At 66.0% G+C, this 17,336-nt stretch carries 16 protein-coding genes and 1 pseudogene; 9 read left to right on the top strand and 8 right to left on the bottom strand.

The genetic code is table 11. The annotated features are described in order from the left end of the window. Nucleotides 1-73: 73 nt before the first annotated feature. Nucleotides 74-481: pseudogene (locus QDT69_RS37220) on the top strand (NUDIX hydrolase); the annotation flags it as partial. A 500-nt stretch (nucleotides 482-981) separates the two neighbouring features. Here the strand turns inward: QDT69_RS37220 and QDT69_RS13750 are convergent. The 5 genes from QDT69_RS13750 to QDT69_RS13730 all read right to left on the bottom strand — a co-directional run bounded on the left by QDT69_RS13750 (nucleotide 982) and on the right by QDT69_RS13730 (nucleotide 5,990). Continuing rightward, a complete protein-coding gene (locus tag QDT69_RS13750; RefSeq protein ID WP_347952041.1) occupies nucleotides 982-2,538 on the bottom strand; it encodes a FecR domain-containing protein in 1,557 nt (518 codons plus the stop codon). A gap of 163 nt (nucleotides 2,539-2,701) precedes the next feature. Beyond that, nucleotides 2,702-3,028, bottom strand: a complete 327-nt coding sequence (locus QDT69_RS13745) for a hypothetical protein (protein ID WP_279707051.1) — start codon at nucleotides 3,026-3,028, stop codon at nucleotides 2,702-2,704. Between the two features lie 124 nt (nucleotides 3,029-3,152). Next, nucleotides 3,153-3,800 (bottom strand): septation protein IspZ, encoded by a 648-nt coding sequence (locus tag QDT69_RS13740; protein ID WP_279707050.1) that lies wholly within the window; start codon nucleotides 3,798-3,800, stop codon nucleotides 3,153-3,155. A 130-nt stretch (nucleotides 3,801-3,930) separates the two neighbouring features. Then, nucleotides 3,931-5,034, bottom strand: coding sequence for a helix-turn-helix domain-containing protein (locus tag QDT69_RS13735; RefSeq protein ID WP_279707049.1), 1,104 nt, complete (start codon nucleotides 5,032-5,034; stop codon nucleotides 3,931-3,933). A 188-nt stretch (nucleotides 5,035-5,222) separates the two neighbouring features. Then, the gene (locus tag QDT69_RS13730) at nucleotides 5,223-5,990 is read right to left on the bottom strand and encodes a DUF2147 domain-containing protein (RefSeq protein WP_279707048.1); all 768 of its coding nucleotides are present in this window, start codon (nucleotides 5,988-5,990) and stop codon (nucleotides 5,223-5,225) included. A gap of 195 nt (nucleotides 5,991-6,185) precedes the next feature. On the opposite strand from QDT69_RS13730, the gene QDT69_RS13725 reads away from it, so the two are divergent. From QDT69_RS13725 to QDT69_RS13710, 4 genes are all read left to right on the top strand, one after another. Then, complete coding sequence (locus QDT69_RS13725) at nucleotides 6,186-6,995, top strand: DUF2147 domain-containing protein (protein WP_279707047.1); 810 nt, start codon at nucleotides 6,186-6,188, stop codon at nucleotides 6,993-6,995. Between the two features lie 813 nt (nucleotides 6,996-7,808). Next, entirely contained in the window at nucleotides 7,809-9,023 is a 1,215-nt protein-coding gene (locus QDT69_RS13720; RefSeq protein WP_279707046.1) for an extensin family protein, read from the top strand. Between the two features lie 115 nt (nucleotides 9,024-9,138). Next, nucleotides 9,139-9,522 carry a response regulator gene (locus tag QDT69_RS13715; protein WP_050425581.1) on the top strand — a complete coding sequence of 128 codons (384 nt, stop codon included), beginning with the start codon at nucleotides 9,139-9,141 and terminating at the stop codon, nucleotides 9,520-9,522. 140 nt (nucleotides 9,523-9,662) lie between these two features. Further along, nucleotides 9,663-9,857, top strand: a complete 195-nt coding sequence (locus tag QDT69_RS13710) for a hypothetical protein (RefSeq protein ID WP_279707045.1) — start codon at nucleotides 9,663-9,665, stop codon at nucleotides 9,855-9,857. Nucleotides 9,858-9,946: 89 nt separating this feature from the next. Here the strand turns inward: QDT69_RS13710 and QDT69_RS13705 are convergent, their stop codons facing one another. Then, a complete protein-coding gene (locus QDT69_RS13705; protein WP_279707044.1) occupies nucleotides 9,947-10,537 on the bottom strand; it encodes a TetR/AcrR family transcriptional regulator in 591 nt (196 codons plus the stop codon). A gap of 121 nt (nucleotides 10,538-10,658) precedes the next feature. Here QDT69_RS13705 and QDT69_RS13700 point away from each other — a divergent pair, with 121 nt between their 5' ends. From QDT69_RS13700 to QDT69_RS13685, 4 genes are all read left to right on the top strand, one after another. Next, nucleotides 10,659-11,039 (top strand): DUF4267 domain-containing protein, encoded by a 381-nt coding sequence (locus QDT69_RS13700; RefSeq protein WP_279707043.1) that lies wholly within the window; start codon nucleotides 10,659-10,661, stop codon nucleotides 11,037-11,039. 1 nt (nucleotide 11,040) lies between these two features. Further along, nucleotides 11,041-11,361, top strand: a complete 321-nt coding sequence (locus tag QDT69_RS13695; protein WP_279707042.1) for a DoxX family protein — start codon at nucleotides 11,041-11,043, stop codon at nucleotides 11,359-11,361. A 131-nt stretch (nucleotides 11,362-11,492) separates the two neighbouring features. After that, nucleotides 11,493-12,197, top strand: coding sequence for an SDR family oxidoreductase (locus QDT69_RS13690; RefSeq protein WP_279707041.1), 705 nt, complete (start codon nucleotides 11,493-11,495; stop codon nucleotides 12,195-12,197). Nucleotides 12,198-12,576: 379 nt separating this feature from the next. Next, nucleotides 12,577-15,249, top strand: coding sequence for an alpha/beta hydrolase fold domain-containing protein (locus QDT69_RS13685; protein WP_279707040.1), 2,673 nt, complete (start codon nucleotides 12,577-12,579; stop codon nucleotides 15,247-15,249). 191 nt (nucleotides 15,250-15,440) lie between these two features. On the opposite strand, the gene QDT69_RS13680 is transcribed toward QDT69_RS13685, so the two are convergent. Together QDT69_RS13680 and QDT69_RS13675 are read right to left on the bottom strand one after the other, a co-directional pair. After that, nucleotides 15,441-16,283, bottom strand: coding sequence for a GNAT family N-acetyltransferase (locus QDT69_RS13680; RefSeq protein WP_279707039.1), 843 nt, complete (start codon nucleotides 16,281-16,283; stop codon nucleotides 15,441-15,443). A 233-nt stretch (nucleotides 16,284-16,516) separates the two neighbouring features. Then, a complete protein-coding gene (locus QDT69_RS13675; protein WP_050425589.1) occupies nucleotides 16,517-17,158 on the bottom strand; it encodes a TetR/AcrR family transcriptional regulator in 642 nt (213 codons plus the stop codon). Nucleotides 17,159-17,336 lie beyond the last annotated feature (178 nt).

The following is a 17,336-nucleotide window of genomic DNA, read 5'->3' as shown; positions in this document are numbered from 1 at the left end:
TTTCCGGATCATGCTTTAGAATGGCTGCGATCGTCGTGCGACGATCCTAAATCGCAAACCTTTGGGATACGAGATGGCGCGGACGCCTGTTCTGGCGGCGGGAGGCATTGTGCTGCGGCGGGAGGCGCCGCCGCGCTTTGCCGTCGTGCGCCTGCGCAAGCGCAATGAATGGGTGCTGCCGAAGGGCAAGCTCGACGATGGCGAGACGGCGCGCGCCGCCGCCGAGCGCGAGGTGCTCGAGGAAACCGGTCACGACGTCGACGTGCACGAGTTCCTGGGTACGCTGGTCTATGATTCCGGCGGGCGCTCGAAGGTGGTGCATTACTGGCGCATGGATGCCGGCGGCAAGCCGGTGCGGGAATTGATGAGCGACATCAGGGAAGTCGACTGGCTGCCGCTCGATGCGGCGCTGGAGCGGCTGTCACGCGGCTATGAACGCGCGTTCCTGGAGAATGTCGGCCCGATCGCGTTGCAGGCCGCGGCGAATGCGGCGCGCGAGCGGCGCGCGCGCTTGCGCGTTGCGGCCGCAGAGCGCCGGCGTGCGCGCCTTGCCGCGGAAGAGCCCATCGTCGATCAGCCCGCGATCGCTGTGGAGCCCGTTGCCGCTGAGATGCCTGCGGGCAGTGATAGGTCCGTGGTTGATGAAGCGGCAGTGGCCGCCGAAACTTCGAGCGTCGTTGACGCACCTCTGCCTGTTGAGGTGCAAGTGATGGCTGAAGCGTCCGATGTCGTGGAGACGCCGGCGTTGAATGTCAAACCGGATCAGCCGACCGTGGTGTTGGACGATCTAGCCGCGAATGCCGGCGAAGCGGTCGAGACCGAACATGCCGTGACAGAGGTGGCTGCATCCGAGCAGCCGCTCCCATCTGCGCGCGAGATCGAACCCGTTGCCACGGCCGTTCAGCCGATCCCGCGCAAAAACCTGATCGAACGCGTGCGCGACTGGCTGCGCCGCGCGGCCTGACGCCGCGCGCTGCCACATCAGTTATGGCGCCTGTCCTTGGGCTGCGGCCTCGCCGCACGCGGCGGCGGTGCACGTCGTTGCTGGAAGGCTGGGCGTGCCTGCACGGCGGGCCGTTGCATGCCGGGGCGGACGCCCGGTGCAGCCTGCTGAATGCCCGGCCGCGTCTGGCCCGGTGCCTGCGGTGCAGGCTGCGCTGCGCCTTGTCGCGGCACGCCGGGTTGAGCCGCTGGCTGTCCTGGCTGGCGCACGCCGCCCGGCGGCTGTGTGCGTCCGGGCTGCAGGCCGCCTTGACGTGCCGGCGACTGTTGTCCGCCGGGCTGCGTCGCGCCGCCCTGACGTGCGGGCTGTTGTCCCGCAGGCTGCTGTCCGGCCGGTGTCCGGACGCCGGGCGCGTGCGGCAGCGTGGTGCCGCCGGGTTGGCCGGGCAGCGCGTGCTGCGCGCCGCCTTGTTGCTGCGTACCCGGCTGCTTCGAGCCTGGCTGTTGCGCACCTTGCCGGCCGGGCGTGCCGGGTTGCTGCGGCTGGCCCGGACGGTTTTGCTGACCGGGCTGCTGCAACCGGCCCGGACGATTCTGCTGACCCGGCTGCTGCGGAGCGTTGCGGTTCTGGCCCGGCAGGCCGTTCTGGCGCTGCGGGTTCGGCTGCACCGGCTGGCCGCGGTTCGGATAGGGCGCGGCCGGATTGGTCCTGCGGAAGTCCGGATTGGCTCTGCGGAAGTCGCGCTGCTCGGTCACGACCTGGCGGCCCAGCGTCTGCGCGGAATGCACCGCGCGCACGAAACCCTGGTCGCGCGTCATCTGTTGCGGCGAGATCGTCAGCGGCACCGCGGCGAAGCGAGCGCCGCCGCTGCCGGGACGAATCGCAAAACCGCTCGCGCCGCGCGTCAGTACGCCGAGCGAGGCGCCTGCGCGATCGTTGACTTCGATGCGGCCGACATGCCCGTCGGCGTCGGGATACAGCTTGATGCCGACATTGTTGCTGGTCGCATTCGCGCCTTCGGGCACTTCGACAAGGCCGGTGGTGCCGCGGATGCCGAGGGTTGCGGTCGGCGTCGAGATCTTCATGTCGCCGGTCTTGGCGACAGCAGCGGCGACAAAGGCCGCCGTTCCCTTGGCGACGTTGAACAGCGCGGCGTTCTGCTGGCCGCCATCCTCGTAGACGTAGTTGTCGATCGTGATCCTGGCGTTGGCGCGCAGGTTGAAGGTGGTGCCGTCGTTGAAGGTGATGCCGAGCGAGGAGGTCGCCGACGTAGCGACATCGTCATTGGCAAAGATGTCGTCGCGGATCTGCAGCGGCGTCGTGGTGTTGTTGCGCGTGACGGTCGCGGTTCCGGTCAGCGTCGCGACGTTGCCGATCGGCTCGGGCGCAGTGGGTTGCGCACTCGTACCTGGCGCCGGAGTTGCAGGCACAGGTGTCGCGGGAGCAGCCGGTGTTGCAGCCGGCGCCGGGGCGGCCGTAGGTGCGGGCTGCGCTTGCGCGAGTTGCGTCAGGTCCGGCGCGGCATTGGCCATTGTATGCCAACCCATGGTGACGCCGGCACCCAGCAGAAGCGCAAAGAAAAAGGTGCGGCGCATCACCATCGATTCCCGGGGGAGGCATTGGGGACCGGCAATTGAGCCGCGTCAGGCTGAATGCCGAATGAACGGTCCTGCCTTGTTGTCATGGCGGACCGGAACGATCAAGCACCGCGCTCCCTCCGGGAGGCGGTGCTCATTCGTTGGTCGGGAAGGGGTTGGATCAGCCGCGCTTGTGCGGGGTGATGTTGAGCGGCTTCGCCGGCTTGGCTGCGGGCGAATAGCTCGCGGGCTGCGCGGCGGTGGCGGGCGGCACGTAGTGGAATACGGCCTTGCAGCCGTCGCTGAGCAGCGCGCGCTGGCGAACCATGCAGGCGGTGACGCGATCGACATCGGGGATTTCCGAGCCGCACAGCCTCATCGCATCGCCGGTGCACATCTGCTGCTGCTCATCGGTGTAGGCATAGGACGCCGAGGTCAACAGACCGAGCGTAAACGCGGTTGCCGCCAGCAGTTTGCCGTGACGAAGCGCGGAAGCGGTGAAAGCCATCATGTCCCCCTTGTGGTGATCGCGCCGATGCAGCGCGTCGTCGAACGCATCACTAGGGAGACTTGGTTTCAGCGATTCTTCGTGCGTCCGGCAAAATGGTTTCGTCGTGCGCCGGTTTGTTTCGTTAACCACTCGCGGACGGCGTGAGATCCGCCGTTACGGCACCGCGGGCCGCCGGAGCCCCCTCGAGCGCGAGCACGGCTTCGCGCTCGGCTTCGGGCATGGCGCGGATGCGGCGCCTTGCGGTGAGGCGGAGCGCGGCAAAGCCGCCGAGGAACACCACGATCTTGCTGACGATGCCGAAGATCGGCATCACAACGGCCCAGGTCGTGATCTCGCAGGTGAGCGCGACGAAGGCGTTCACCGCGGCGGAGACGAACATCAGCCCCGACCAGACGTAGCCGACCTTGACGGCGACATCGGGTACCACTTTCTGCGCGATCGCGGGCAGATAGCGGTTGAGCCAGCCGGGCTTCAGCATCACGACGCCGACGATGGCGTAGATCACGCTCGGCTTGAACAGCACGAAGCGCGGGTCATTGGTGAGGAGCGTCGCGGTGCCCGCGGTGACCACCAGGAACAGGCTCAGCCATTCCATGGTGTCGATCCGCTTGCCGCGCATGATCTGGAGGCCGATCTGCACGACGCCGAACGCGATGCCGAGGCCGACCGAGAGCGCCGTGTTGTGCGTCAGCAGGAACAGAACAAGAAAGACGAGGGTCGAGGCCAGGTCGAGGGCCAGCAGCCTTGCCGCGGTGAGGAAATGCTTCATAGGCCGTTGCGCTCCGCTTGCCTTTGTCACGCCTGATCACGCCTTGCCGCGACGCGGCGCCTGCGTCGGCGCAGCTAGGCAGATTGTGGGGCTGCAAGCCTATCGATTTCTGAAATCGAGGAGCGAATTCTCACTCCGACCGGGCGATTTCCACCGCATCCGCGGTTTGCCCGGCCATCGCCTGGCGGCGAAACTCGGTGGGGGTCAGACCGGTGTCCGCCTTGAAGGCGCGGTTGAACGGCGCCAGCGACTGGAACCCGGCATCGAGCGCAATCGTCAGCACCGGCACCTCGGCCTGGCTGGCATCGGCGAGCGCCGCCTTGGCCTCGTCGAGCCGATAGCGGTTGAGGAAAGCATTGAAGTTCCGGTGGCCGAGCCCGTCATTGATCAGGCTGCGCAACCGGTATTCCGGCATGCCGAGCTTGACCGCGAGCACGCCGATGGTCAGCCCCTCCTGCCGATAGGTCCGCTCGGTCGCCATCAGGTGCCGTAGGCGATTGAGCGCGGCCTGGCTGGATGCCGGCGGGCCGGCAGGCGCGAGCGCGCGTGCCTCTCGCGCGGCCTGGCCGTTGCCGCCGCCGGCGACGGCCGGCTGGCTCTCGGGCGGATCGAACAGCATCATCCAGATCGCGATCAGCGCGAATGCGGCAAGGGCGAGCGCGGCGCTAAGGTTGATCGACCGGGTTGGAATTGCGGCGATGCCAGCCGACGCGGCGAACATCATCTGCAGGCCGATGCCGATCATCAGCGCGATCAGGATCCGGCCGCGCGCCGTCGCCGCGACGGTGCGCCATCCCTTCGGAATTTGCGCGATGCCGAGCGCGGCGAAGGCGATCGTCGCCAGCGCCAGGGCGCGGCCGCACGGCCCGGCGAGATCGGGCCAGATCGTCCAGCAATTGTGGCTGATAACGCCAAGACCGGCGAGCAGCGTCCACACCGCCGCGTGCCAGGGCCGCAGTGCAAACCGTTCGTCGAACATCGCGCGCGCCCACAGCCAGAAGATCACCGGCGAACCCATCGCGAAGGCGATGAACGGAGAGCTCCAGCCGAATGACGATGCGGGAAAGAACGGCGCGGTGGAAATCGCGTAGGCCGCGCCGGCTGCGCCCATCGCGGCACCGAGATGCGCGGCGCGATGCACCGCCGCGTAGCGCAGCAGCAGCACCGCGCAAACCACCAGGAACAGCGCGACCACCGCGCCGCGGAGACCGAGTTCAAGAGCCGTCATCGCCATCGCAAGCCGCCCGCAGGTTCAAATCAACCTCGACACTGCGACGCTTATAGCTCGTCTGGCGATCGACATGAAGCGACCGCCGGGCCGCTACGAACCGTCATCTGAGGTGCCGAACGGGCAAGACAACCGATGTCCGCTCGCCGTTTGCACGGCTGCGGACATCAAGGCGATCCGAAAAATGTGACGTGCTAGCTGACCCGCTTCCAGGTCTGGCCGCCGCAGAACATGCCGCCGAAGGCGCAGCCCTGCACGCGCATCGCATTCGGACCCTTCATCGCGATCGTCGAGTCGTAGTTGCGGCCGGAGTCGGGATCGTGGATGCGGCCGCTCCACTTGCTGCCGTCGGGCTTCATGTTGATCAGGATGCGTTCGTTGCTCTTCTCGGAATAGCCGCAGAGATTGGCGCCGCAGGCTTCGACGCGGACGTTGCCCTTGTTCTCCTCGGTGGCCCAGACGCCGATCGGCCCGGTCGGTGCCGCTGCCGGCGCTGCGGCAACTGTCGCGGCCTGCGGTTGCGGCGGAAGCCGTGTGGCAACCGGAGCCGGTGCAGGCGCAGCGGGTGCGGCGTCGACCGGCGCGGGGGCCACCGTCGCAACATTTGCCGGTGGCGCAGGGGGCGGAGGAGGCGGCGGGACAGTAGCGGCGACCGGCGCGGCCGGCTGCGGCGCGGCGGCCTGAACCGGTGCGGGGGCGGGCGCCTGCGGCGGCGCGGGTGGCGGCGAGCTCGTCGCGGCGACGTCATCATCGTCGGACTTCGAGCCGAGAGTCTTGCTGATGCCGCCGATCGTGCCGTTATAGCCCGGCGCCGAGATGCGGATGCAGGACAGCGCGCTGCAATTGCGCGGCGCCTCGACATGGACGCGCTGGCCGTCGATCTCAAAGGTGATGCCGGTGCCGCCGGCATGCGCTGACGTGGTGGCCATCAGCAACGCGGCGATCGCAACGAGCTTCTTCATCTGGGTCTCCGTGGCGTTGGGAGGGGATGGATCGATTGGTCCGGACGCTACGCGACCGCAGGGCCAGCTTCTGTGATCTGCATCACGCCGGCGGACGCAGCCGAAGGATCGTCACGAGCGATCGCCACGGTGACGCAGGTCACTGCGCCATGAGCATCGCCTGCTTAAGCGTCATCGGATGTTCTGGAGGTTTCGATGAAGCGCACCTGCCTGCTCGTCGCGCTGATGCTGATTGCGCCGTTCGCCCATGCCGGCGATGGCATCTCGTTTTCGATCGGCGGTCACCGCGTCCATCTCGATTCGACGCGGTGCCGCTCGCTCTCCTGCGTCTCGGTGTCGGATAGATCGAGACGCGACGAGGACAATGGCCGCACGCTGAAGCCGGTGCCCGCACCCGCAGCGATCCCCGTCACACCGGCCGCAAGCCCGCCGCCGCCACCGGCTGCACCACCCGCGCCGTCGCCGGTCATTGTGTACAAGCCCGCTCCGGCGGCGCCGCCGGCTGCCGCGCCACCACCGCCGCCGCACGTGATGACGCTCCAGCCGCCGCCGGTTGTCGCAGCTCTGCCTCCGCCTCGGGCCGCGGTGCCTGCAGCGCCCGTGCGTCCAGCGTCGCCGGTGACCCGCGTCTCGCGCGAGGCGGACGAGCCGGACGACGGCCCGGTCGGCGACTGGCAGACCGAAGCCAACAACCTGGTGCGCGTTCGTCTCTGCGGCAACGCGCTGTGCGGGTATGCGCTCGACAGGACCACGCGCGATCTCGGTGAAGCGGTGCTGATCAACATGAAGCCGAAGCAGGACGCGCGCTGGACCGGTGGCGTCTACAGCCGGGACAGCGGCAGCATTCGTTACGGCACGATCGCGTTGACGGGCGCGGACAAGCTGCGCGTCGAATCCTGCGTGCTCGGCCGCTTCTATTGCACCGGCGCCGACTGGGTCCGCGTGTCGCATTCGCGGGCGCGGGTGATCACGCAGGGGCAGCTCCGGCTCGAGCCCCGCTCCTGACTGCGCAAGTGTCCAATTTGTAACCGGGAGGAGGCGCGTAGCACCGTCTCGAAGGATGCATGGCCCGACTGTGGCCGTGCATCCTTCGAGGATCGCTCCGCTCGCACCTCAGGATGACGCGTGAGTTAGCATCGACAAAACAGCAAAGCGCCCGGCGGGGGCGGCCGCCGGGCGCTGAACTCACTGCCTGTCGAATGTTCTAGAACACGCCGAGAATGATGGCGCCGACAAAGGCTAACGCGATGTACGCGGCCACAATGCTCAGCTTGCTCAGCAGAGGACTCGCGAAATCCATTGGGAAACTCCCTCGGTTCACAACGCTGCCCGCATTAACGCAAAAGCTAGCAACTGGTTCCCGGCCGATAAAGTCAGCGGTGCTGTCCGGCCCGGTGTTCCCGCGCGATGCCGCATTGCAGCGCGTGGCTCAAACAGACGCTGAATCAAGGCGTTGAAGCGACCACAAATTTATTCCGGGGGATTGCGCTGGACGTACGTGTCACCAGTACCGGATACCGTCCCTCACGTCCCACTATCGGTTGTGGTGATAGAAGCTGCTATCTCCAGATGAGCCTCTATTTAACCCGGCACGGATTTCGAATGCCAATGCATTCACCCTCACGACACTAGAGGAGATCTCCTCGCATCTTCGTCGCGTGATGCGGCGCGTTCGTCAGTTGCCGTCGCTACATGCACTGTGTGGCAAGGGTGCGCGCGTTGCGTTGCCGGGTTCCACTGCATGGTTAAGACCGCCTGAAATCATCCCGTCGATTGCGTTGAAGAGTCTTTTAATCAAATTCGCAGAACCTCCGCGCCATGACGCGTGGAGTACGTTTGTATCTCGTCGGCTCCCTTGTCCTTGTGTCGCTTGCTGGTTGCGGCCGCGGTCTGTTTCAGACTGCCGAGCGCGAACCGTGGCGGGCCGAGGCCGAGGCTGCTTGCCTGAAATCAGGCGCGGTCAAGGAAGGGCCCGACCTCGTCCGCATCGATCCGATTTCCGGCCCGGGTGTCTGCGGTGCCGAGTTCCCGCTCAAGGTTGCAGCCCTCGGCGAAGCCAGCTCGGCTTACGGATTTGCCGATGACAGCCTGCGTCCGCCGGCATCGGTCGGCAACCAGCCGCGTTGGCCGATCAATCGTCAGCCCAGCCCGCCGCCCGCGCAGGCGCCGTATTCCGATCAGGCCGTCAGCCAGCCGAGCTATGGTCGCCAGCCGAACGGACCGGTGTCGCTGTCGGCGCCCGGCGTGCCGCCACAACAGGGCGAGATCGACCTGCCGCCGGAAGGCTCGCCCGCTGCAAGCGGCGAGCGACCTTATTATCCTGGCCTGCCGTCCAACCCGCAGCGCGAGGGCGCGGCCGCGCCTTACTCGCCGGCGCCGTATTCGCAGCAGCGTCAGGACGCGCCGCCGCCGCGGCTCGGTCCGTCGAGCGGCAACCCGGTGGGGACGGTCGGTCCGGTCGCGGTGAAGCCAGCGGCGACGCTGGCGTGCCCGATCGTCTCGGTGCTCGAGCGCTGGCTCGCCGATTCCGTGCAGCCGGCGGCACAGCGCTGGTTCGGCGCGCGCGTCGTCGAGATCAAGCAGATCTCGGCCTATTCGTGCCGCGGCATGAACGGCAATTCGCACGCGCATATTTCCGAACACGCCTTCGGCAACGCGCTCGATATCGCGGCCTTCACGCTGTCTGACGGCCGCCGCATCTCGGTGAAGGATGGCTGGAAGGGTCTGCCGGAGGAGCAGGGCTTCCTGCGCGACGTTCAGGCCGCCGCCTGCCAGCAATTCACCACGGTGCTGGCGCCGGGATCCAACGTCTACCATTACGACCATATTCATGTGGACCTGATGCGCCGGGCTAGCCGGCGCCTGATCTGCCAGCCCGCCGCTGTCTCCGGCGAAGAGGTCGCGGCGCGCGCCGGCGGCCGTAGCCCCTATGCAACGCGCGAACCTTATGTCACAGGATCGCTTGGCGGCAGAAAGCCGGCCTCGCGGGGTAAGGCGGGGGTCAACGAAGAAGACGAATTCGCCGACGAATAGGGACGCGTCTGATACCCGTATTTTTACTGGGTGACACCGTGCAAACGGTAGCCACTTTTATTCTGCATATGCTTCGGAGCCGGGAGCGCACCCGGCTGATTTCTGGGGGATAGCTTTGCAAGACGCTCCGATCATTCTCGTCATCGAAGACGATCGTGATCTTCAGATGATGGTGGAGGACGCCCTGAGGGATGGCGGCTATGAGCCGGCGATCGCAGGCTCGGGCGAGGAAGCCCTGACGCTACTGAAGGCGTTCCGCACCAAGTACAGTGCACTGGTCACCGACATTCGCCTGCTCGGCCGGCTCGACGGCTGGCGCGTCGCACGCGGCGCCCGCGAGATCGATCCGTCGTTCCCGGTGCTCTACATCACCGGCGGTGGCGGCGACGAATGGCCGACCAGGGGCGTGCCCGACAGCGTGTTGCTGAACAAGCCGTTCTCGCCCGATGAACTGGTTGCGGCGGTGGCAAAGCTGCTGAAGAACGGCGCGCCGGCCTGACGGCTGTTTCGAACGACCTGACGCGTGTGGTGGCCCGTTCGCGGCGGGCGCTTATTCCGTCTTTATAAGATGCCGTCGCGATACTTCTCGAATTCATACGCCCTCACGCTTCATCTTCGGGCAGCAGCCGGAGAATGAAGATGACGACCTATCGTGCCTATATCGTCGGACCGCACAGCCGATCCATCGGGGTGGTCAACATGGATTGCACCGATGACGATCAGGCCATTGCATCGGCCGGCCGTCTTGTCGACCACCACGATATCGAGCTGTGGCAGTTGGATCGGCCCGTCGCCAGGTTCGACGCCGCGTCGAAGCAGGTGTTCAGGAAGTAGCGGAACGCGGCGCGGCAGATCAGCGCGTAGGGTCATCAGCGCACATCCGTCATCCCAATGCGCCGAAGCAGTCCGTCGCGCGAACGGTTTCAGCCGCCAGCACGCGGGCCCTTTCCTGAAACGACGATCGCTCGCACAACAAGCGCGATGCGCTCATTGCGCGCGCTGGGGCGAATTCTGCCTGAACGTTCGAGTGTGGCGACCCCATGAAGGGCTGCCCAAAAAGTCTCGGTCACGTCCGCGACCTCGACGCAAAACGGCGTGACGACCGCCGCAAGTGCTTCGAAACCGGCCCGTAGTTCGGGTCTGGTGCCGGCTTCGGCGAACCGCAAATCCGTTGGCAGCACAAACATGGCGTCGTAAAGCGCGGGACGATCCAGCGCAAAGGCGAGATAGGCCTGAGCGACGTTCTTGAGTGCGTTTCGTCCTGTCGATCCGCTCGCCGCTTCGCGAAGTGCAGCCGTGAGCTCCTTGAAGCCCTCGACTGCAACTGCCGCGACAATCGCATCCCGGTTCTTGAAATGTGAGTAGAGGACGGGCTGGCTGTATTCGATCTCGTCGGCGAGGCGGCGGACCGTAACGGCATCCCATCCTTCGCGCTCTGCGATCGCCTGCGCGGCCGCGACAATGCGATGCTCGCGCGCAGCCCGGTCCCTGCCTTTTCGCTCAGCGGTACCCAATCCTCGATCTCCCGAATCTGGAAGGTTCAGCTATTTCAATAATATACCGATGCTTGACAACTTAGCAATGCTATTTATCTAGCAATGCTAGATATTCTTCAGCTAGAAGGAGTACGGAGTGATGCATTGGCTTTCGCCCGGGACGGGACTGTTCGTCGCCGTGGGAATTATCGCGATCGGCATCGGCTACGCCGCGAGCCCGAGGACCATGACACGCAGTTTCGGCCTTCCGCTTCCCGAAAGCGGCAGCAACATCGCCTGGTGGCTTCGCCTCAAAGGGGTGCGCGACATCGTCGCGGGATTGGTCGTGCTGGCGTTCATGGCATTCGGCACGCCGAGAGATGTCGGCCTCATCCTGCTTGTTGAAGCCATCATCCCGGTCGGCGACATGCTGCTCATTCTCGCCGCGAAAGGCTCCGCCAAGAGCGCCTTCGGGATGCACGGTCTCACGGCGGTGGTCATGATCCTTGCCGCCATCCCATTGATCTTGGGAGTGGCCTGAGATGATGCATGCTATTTCAGTCTGGCTGCTCGTTGCCGGCTTCTTTGGCGCCGGCGTCCTCAACGCGATCAGCACGTCCGCGACGCAAAGCGATTTCGCCCGGTGGGGTTACCCGCGCTGGTGGGGAATCATGACCGGTGGACTGGAGATCATCTGCGCCATTCTGATTGCGCTTCCCGTCAGCCGCATTGTCGGCATGGCGCTCGGGGCGGCCATCATTGTGGCTGCGATTTTCACTGTTCTACGCCACCGCGACTTCTCGCACCTCGTACCGCTTGGCGTCTTTGCCGTCTTGATCGCGCTTGCCGCGACCTCGCCGTGAGCACCGACCTTGCCAACAGGTTCATCAACCTCGTCATGACCGGTTGCGAGCCCACACCCAAGGTGTCGCGCCGCGCGTTCCCTGATGGTAGACCTAGCGCCAGCTTCGTCATTTAGATGGGATCAACGGTCATGGCTTTGGAGAAGGTCGCACTCGTCACCGCGGGCGGCAGCGGCATGGGCGCGGCAGCGGCGCGGCGGTTGGCCGCAGATGGATTTCGTGTCGCGATCCTGTCGTCGTCGGGCAAGGGCGAAGCGCTGGCCGGCGAGCTCGGCGGCCTCGGCTTCACCGGCTCGAACCGTTCGAACGACGATTTGAAGCGCGCCGTCGACGGCGTGATGGCGCGCTGGGGCCGCATCGACGCGCTGGTCAACAGCGCCGGCCACGGCCCGCGTGCGGGCGTGCTCGAATTGACTGATGAGCAATGGCATACCGGTCTCGACGTCTATCTGATGAACGTGATCCGCCCGACGCGTCTGGTCGCACCTCACATGCAAGCGCAGAAGTCCGGCGCGATCGTCAACATCTCCACCGCCTGGGCGTTCGAGCCGAGCGCGATGTTTCCGACCTCAGCGGTGTTCCGCGCCGGGCTCGCCGCGTTCACCAAGCTCTTCACTGACAGCTACGCTGCCAGCAACGTCCGCATGAACAATGTGCTGCCGGGCTGGATCGACAGCCTGCCGGCAACCGACGAGCGCCGCGACAGCGTGCCGATGAAGCGTTACGGCAAGGCGGAGGAGATCGCCGCAACCATCGCCTTCCTGGTCTCCGACGGCGCGGGTTACATCACCGGCCAGAACATCCGCGTCGATGGCGGCCTGATGCGGTCGATTTGATCGAACTTGTAGAACCGCCATCCTCGGAGCGAGTGAGTCTGTGGTTCACGAGCGGCACCAAATGTTCGATGTCGTCCCGGCGAAAGCCGGGACCCATAACCACCGATGGTCATTGTTGCGCGTCGGTGGAATGACGAGGCCCGCCACAATATCCGCCGCGGAGTATGGGTCCCGGCTTTCGCCGGGACCACGTTGAAGTGCGTGGCACCGTTCGTTGCGTCCCCACGACCCTCGCCCTCACTTGCGTCTACGCGCTGCGTTTCGCGTTCCAGGCCGCGCACGTCACAATTGCGGCGACCTCAGATTGCGTTTGTCGTGATGACAAACTGAAAGCACAGGGCTAGCCTTCCGCAAAATCAAAACATACGGGAGGAATGGCATGCCAGACGCAGCAGTTGCAGCACGCGCTTCGGACTCCACGCACGGCGGAACCACGCAGCAAGTCGACGTCGCGGTCGTCGGCGCCGGTTTCGCCGGTCTCTATCTGCTGCATCGGCTGCGCAAGGCGGGCTTCTCGGCAGTCGCGCTCGAAGAGGGCGCGGATGTCGGCGGCACCTGGTACTGGAATAGATATCCCGGCGCGCGTTGCGACATCCAGACCATCGATTACAGCTACACGTTCGATCCGGAGCTCGATCAGGCGTGGACCTGGTCGGAGAAATACGCGACCCAGCCGGAGATCCTGCGCTATCTCGGCTTCGTCGCCGACCGCTACGATCTGCGCCGCGATATCAGGTTCGGCACCAAGGTCACGCAGGCGACCTGGGACGACGCGACCGCGCGCTGGCAGATCTCGACCAACAACGGCGCCAGCGTCTCCGGCCGCTACTACATCATGGCGACCGGCTGCCTGTCATCGCCGAAGCCGCCGGAGATCGACGGCGTCAAGGACTTCAAGGGCGAGATCTATTTCACCGGCCGCTGGCCGCATCAGGGCGTCGATCTCAAGGGCAAGCGCGTCGCCGTGATCGGCACAGGATCGTCGGGCATCCAGTCGATCCCGTTGATCGCCGAACAGGCCGCGCAACTCACCGTGTTCCAGCGCACGCCGAACTTCGCATTGCCTGCCGGCAACGGTCCGGCGCCGGAGGATCGCAAGACCTATTTCGAAACCGACCGCGCCGCCTATCGCGAGCAGGCGCGCTGGTCGATGGCCGGCGTGCCGTATCCGCAGCAGACCGTGGTGAGCTGGCAATTGAGCGATGCCGAGCGTCGCGAGCGGTTCGAGAAGGCGTGGGCGGCCGGCGACCTCGTGCACATCCTGACCCAGCTCTGGGCCGACCAGGCGGTCGATGTCGACGGCAACAAGCTCGTCGCCGACCTGATCCGCGAGAAGATCGGCGCCGTGGTCAAGGATCCGGAGACCGCCGCCGCGCTGGCCCCGCACGATCATCCGTTCGGCGCCAAGCGGCCCTGCCTCGATACCAATTACTATGCGACCTATAACCGCCCGAACGTGACGCTGGTGAATCTGCGGCAGGAGCCGATCAAGGCGATCACGGCCAGCGGCATCTCGACCAGCGGACGCAGCTTCGATGTCGACGTCATCGTGTTTGCCACCGGCTTCGACGCGATGACCGGCGCAATCATGGCGGTGCATCCGATCTCCGGCCGCGGCGGCAAGTCGCTGTCGGATGTCTGGGCGCACGGACCGCAGACCTATCTCGGCGTCACTGTCGCGGGCTTCCCCAACCTGTTCATGATCACCGGACCCGGCAGCCCGTCGGTGCTGTCGAACATGGCTGTCTCGATCGAGCAGCATGTCGACTGGGTGGTCGAGCGCATCGCCGCGCTGCGCGACGCCGGCTTCACCACGATGGAGGCAACCGACACTGCGCAGGCCGGCTGGGAACGCCACATGGCCGACTGCGCGATGCTGACACTGCACCGGCTCGCCAACACCTGGTACACGGGCGCCAACGTGCCCGGCAAGCCGCAGGGCGTGATGCCTTACACGGGCGGCGTCGGTCCGTATCGGAGCATCTGCAACGAGGTGGTCGGCCGCGGCATGCTCGGCTTCAGGCTTTCGGGTCCCGGCGTTGCCGAGCAGTGCAATGACGGCGAGGTGGTGCGGCTGCAACCGGACGTGCGGCTGGTGCTCGGCATGCTGGCGGAGATGAACCTGCCGCCGCTCGAAACGATGGGCGCGCAGGGCGCGCGTGACTTCCTCACCGAGTTCAACAAGGGCCGTCCTGCGGGACGACCGGTCGGCGAGGTCGGCACCGGCCTGTTGCAGGGCGCGGACGGGCCGCTGCCTTACAAGCTTTATCGGCCGGCGACGCCGGGGCCGCATCCGGTCGTGGTGTATTTCCACGGCGGCGGCTGGGTGCTCGGCGACGAGCTGTCGGACGATCCGTTCTGCCGCGATCTGTGCCGGCGCACCGGCATGATTATCGTCAGCGTCGGCTACCGCCACGCGCCCGAGCATCGCTTCCCGGCCGCGGCCGAGGACGGCTATGCGGCAACGCGCTGGATCGCCGCCCACACCGCCGAGCTCGGCGGCAAAGCAGGGCCGGTGCTGGTCGCGGGCTGGAGCGCCGGCGGCAACATCGCGGCCGTCACCTGCCAGCTGGCGCGCGACCGCGGCGGGCCCGAGATCGCAGGCCAGCTCCTGATCTGCCCGGTCACCGACTCGACCTTCGACCGGCCATCCTACGTCGACAACGCGGCCGGCTATTTCCTGACGCGTGGCCTGATGTTCTGGTTCTGGGACCTGTACTGCTCGCCGGCCGACCGCACCGATCCGCGGGTTGCGCCGCTGCGCGGCAAGCTCGAAGGCCTGCCACCGGCATTCATTGCGACGGCGGAGTTCGATCCGCTGCGCGACGAGGGCAGTGCCTATGGCGACGCGCTCGCGAAGGCCGGCGTCAAGGTCGAGCAGCTCAAGGGCAACGGCCACTTCCACTCGTCGTTCGTGATGGTCGATGTCATCATCACCGGCGTCGCCGGCCGCGTGAAGATGGCGAAGGCGCTGCGCCGCTTCGCGGGACTGCCCGAGGAGCTGGAGCAGGACAACGTCGCCGCGCCGAAGGTCAACGCGGCCGCGAACTAGGTCCGGAGTCCGGCAGCAGCAAATGCGGTGCGCTCCCTCTCCCGCTCGCGGGGGAGGCGCGTTGCCAAAATATCGAAAACAACCCCATGCAAAGGAGCCGGCGGCCGGCGTCCGACCCGGTTACTTGACACGTCGGGCAACTCAGGGGTATTTTCCAATATTCCGAAATCACGCAGGCGCACGCCAGGGCGCTAGCCGAGCTCGAACGTCGTGACGCCGAACACGCGATCGATCCGCATTGGCGGGATCGCGCCGGTGTACATCCGCGCGGTCTCGAACACCGGTGAAAGCCCGAGGCCCTGCGCCAGCGCAACGGCGTCGTGGTTGACCGCGGGGACATCGAGGAAGATGTCGCCGCCGCCTGCGCTCGCCAGCAGCGCCGAGAGGATGATCTCTGCGCTCGCGCGATCATCAGCAACGAGCGGACCGATCTTGCGGCCGGAGCGGCACGGACGGATCACGCCCCAGCCGATCAGCCTGCCGTCGCGCAGCAGCGCGCGCCCGATATGCCCTGGTGTGCCGATCCAGGCGCGCAGGAATGCCGGGCGGGGAGCCGGAAACACGGTGGCGTCATCGGCCTCGACCAGCGCCATCGGCACGTCGGTCAGCGCAACGATACGCCCGCTCGGTGCCGGGGGGGCTGCGACCGTGCCGCCATAGCGCACATTGGCGTAAGCGAGCGCGAAGCCGGACTTTTGGTAGTTCGCCTGTTGCGCCACCACACCATCGAGGCCGATCACGCGTCGGTCAGCATGCGCGATTGCGGCGTCCCATATCTTCAGGCCGTAGCCTTGGCCGCGCAGATCCGGGCGCACGATGTAGAAGCCGAGGAAGGAAAATTGCGTGCCGTAGTTGACGCAGGAGATCACCGCGGCGGGCTTGCCCTCCAGCTCGCCGAGGAAGAAGCCCTGCGGGTCTTCGGCGGCAAAGCACGGCGCGTCAGCGAGGCCGGGATTCCAGCCCTCTGCCGCCGCCCAATCGACCGCAAGTACGATCTCGTCGGGTCGCATCGTGCGGATGATGAACTCGCTCATGGCCAATAGTCTCGTCGCGCCGGAGTTATCGATCGTGCATATCAACGGAGCAAGAACAAGACCCTGGTGGCAGACTGAGGAATCCGGCATCCGTCATGCTGAGGAGGCCGCGCAGCGGCCGTCTCGAAGCACGACGGCCACCAGCCGGGCCGCGCATGCTTCGAGGCTCGCTACGCGAGCACCTCAGCATGACGGGACCAAGAGTGCGGTGGTCCGCGAAAAGAGCGCCGATCTCACCCGACCTTCGGCCGGTACGCCGCGAAGAACACCCGCGTCGCGCTGTCGACGACGGTTGCGATCCGCTCCGGCGAGGGCGACGGGTTGGCCTGGAAGATGAACGCCTGGAACAGCGTCGCCTGGCACATCTGCATGAACTGCCAGGCCGCGAGCTGGGTGTCGTCCATCACGAGTTCACCGAGCGCGGCGCGCGCCTCCAGATAGGCGGCGAAGCGGTCGACGGTGTGGGCGATCACGTGAGTATAGAACCGGCTGCCGAGCTCGGGCATCCGCTCGGCGATCGCCATCACGGTGCGGATCGCCGAGCCGCCGCCGGGCCGGCACAGCAAGGCGACATAGGCGCGGCCGAATTCGGGGAGGGTGGTGTCGACGTCGCGCGCCGGATCGAAATTGAAGGCGACCTTGCCCTGTTCGAGCTTCTCCTCCTCGACGATCGCCGCGAACAGCCCGGCCTTGTCGGGGAAATACACGTAGAGCGTGCCCTTGGAGACGGCGGCGGCGCGGGCGATCTCGCCCATGCTGGCGCCGTCGAAGCCGAGTTCCAGGAACACCTTGCGGGCGCCGTCCAGGATCTGGCGGCGTTTCGAGGATTCCTCCTCGCCGACGGCCTGGAGGGAGGTTCGGGGGGCTGCAACCATTGATTTAGCTTCTCGCGAAAGAACTCAACCCAGAATGAGCCAATGGGAGAATCGAACCATTATAATTCATGTGGCGGGAATATAGATTGACCGAACCGTTCGGTCAATGGTATTAGAGGGAGTGACGATGCGCCGCGTGGCCCTTTTTCAGCCATGGCGGACATCAACATTAATTGTG

The organism is Bradyrhizobium sp. CER78 (assembly GCF_029846235.1).
GTDB lineage: Bacteria > Pseudomonadota > Alphaproteobacteria > Rhizobiales > Xanthobacteraceae > Bradyrhizobium.
This window is presented reverse-complemented; position numbering and strand designations above follow the sequence as displayed.

What these genes read in the sequence shown, in the direction of transcription:
- QDT69_RS13735 (WP_279707049.1), bottom strand. Translation starts at nt 5,034, where the DNA reads ATGGCGATGACGGCTCTTGAACTCGGTCTCCGCGGCGCGGTGGTCGCG.
- QDT69_RS13730 (WP_279707048.1), bottom strand. Translation starts at nt 5,990, where the DNA reads ATGAAGAAGCTCGTTGCGATCGCCGCGTTGCTGATGGCCACCACGTCA.
- QDT69_RS13710 (WP_279707045.1), top strand. Translation starts at nt 9,663, where the DNA reads ATGACGACCTATCGTGCCTATATCGTCGGACCGCACAGCCGATCCATC.
- QDT69_RS13750 (WP_347952041.1), bottom strand. Translation starts at nt 2,538, where the DNA reads ATGCGCCGCACCTTTTTCTTTGCGCTTCTGCTGGGTGCCGGCGTCACC.
- QDT69_RS13680 (WP_279707039.1), bottom strand. Translation starts at nt 16,283, where the DNA reads ATGAGCGAGTTCATCATCCGCACGATGCGACCCGACGAGATCGTACTT.
- QDT69_RS13695 (WP_279707042.1), top strand. Translation starts at nt 11,041, where the DNA reads ATGATGCATGCTATTTCAGTCTGGCTGCTCGTTGCCGGCTTCTTTGGC.
- QDT69_RS13685 (WP_279707040.1), top strand. Translation starts at nt 12,577, where the DNA reads ATGCCAGACGCAGCAGTTGCAGCACGCGCTTCGGACTCCACGCACGGC.
- QDT69_RS13690 (WP_279707041.1), top strand. Translation starts at nt 11,493, where the DNA reads ATGGCTTTGGAGAAGGTCGCACTCGTCACCGCGGGCGGCAGCGGCATG.
- QDT69_RS13745 (WP_279707051.1), bottom strand. Translation starts at nt 3,028, where the DNA reads ATGGCTTTCACCGCTTCCGCGCTTCGTCACGGCAAACTGCTGGCGGCA.
- QDT69_RS13700 (WP_279707043.1), top strand. Translation starts at nt 10,659, where the DNA reads ATGCATTGGCTTTCGCCCGGGACGGGACTGTTCGTCGCCGTGGGAATT.
- QDT69_RS13720 (WP_279707046.1), top strand. Translation starts at nt 7,809, where the DNA reads ATGACGCGTGGAGTACGTTTGTATCTCGTCGGCTCCCTTGTCCTTGTG.
- QDT69_RS13740 (WP_279707050.1), bottom strand. Translation starts at nt 3,800, where the DNA reads ATGAAGCATTTCCTCACCGCGGCAAGGCTGCTGGCCCTCGACCTGGCC.
- QDT69_RS13725 (WP_279707047.1), top strand. Translation starts at nt 6,186, where the DNA reads ATGAAGCGCACCTGCCTGCTCGTCGCGCTGATGCTGATTGCGCCGTTC.
- QDT69_RS13675 (WP_050425589.1), bottom strand. Translation starts at nt 17,158, where the DNA reads ATGGTTGCAGCCCCCCGAACCTCCCTCCAGGCCGTCGGCGAGGAGGAA.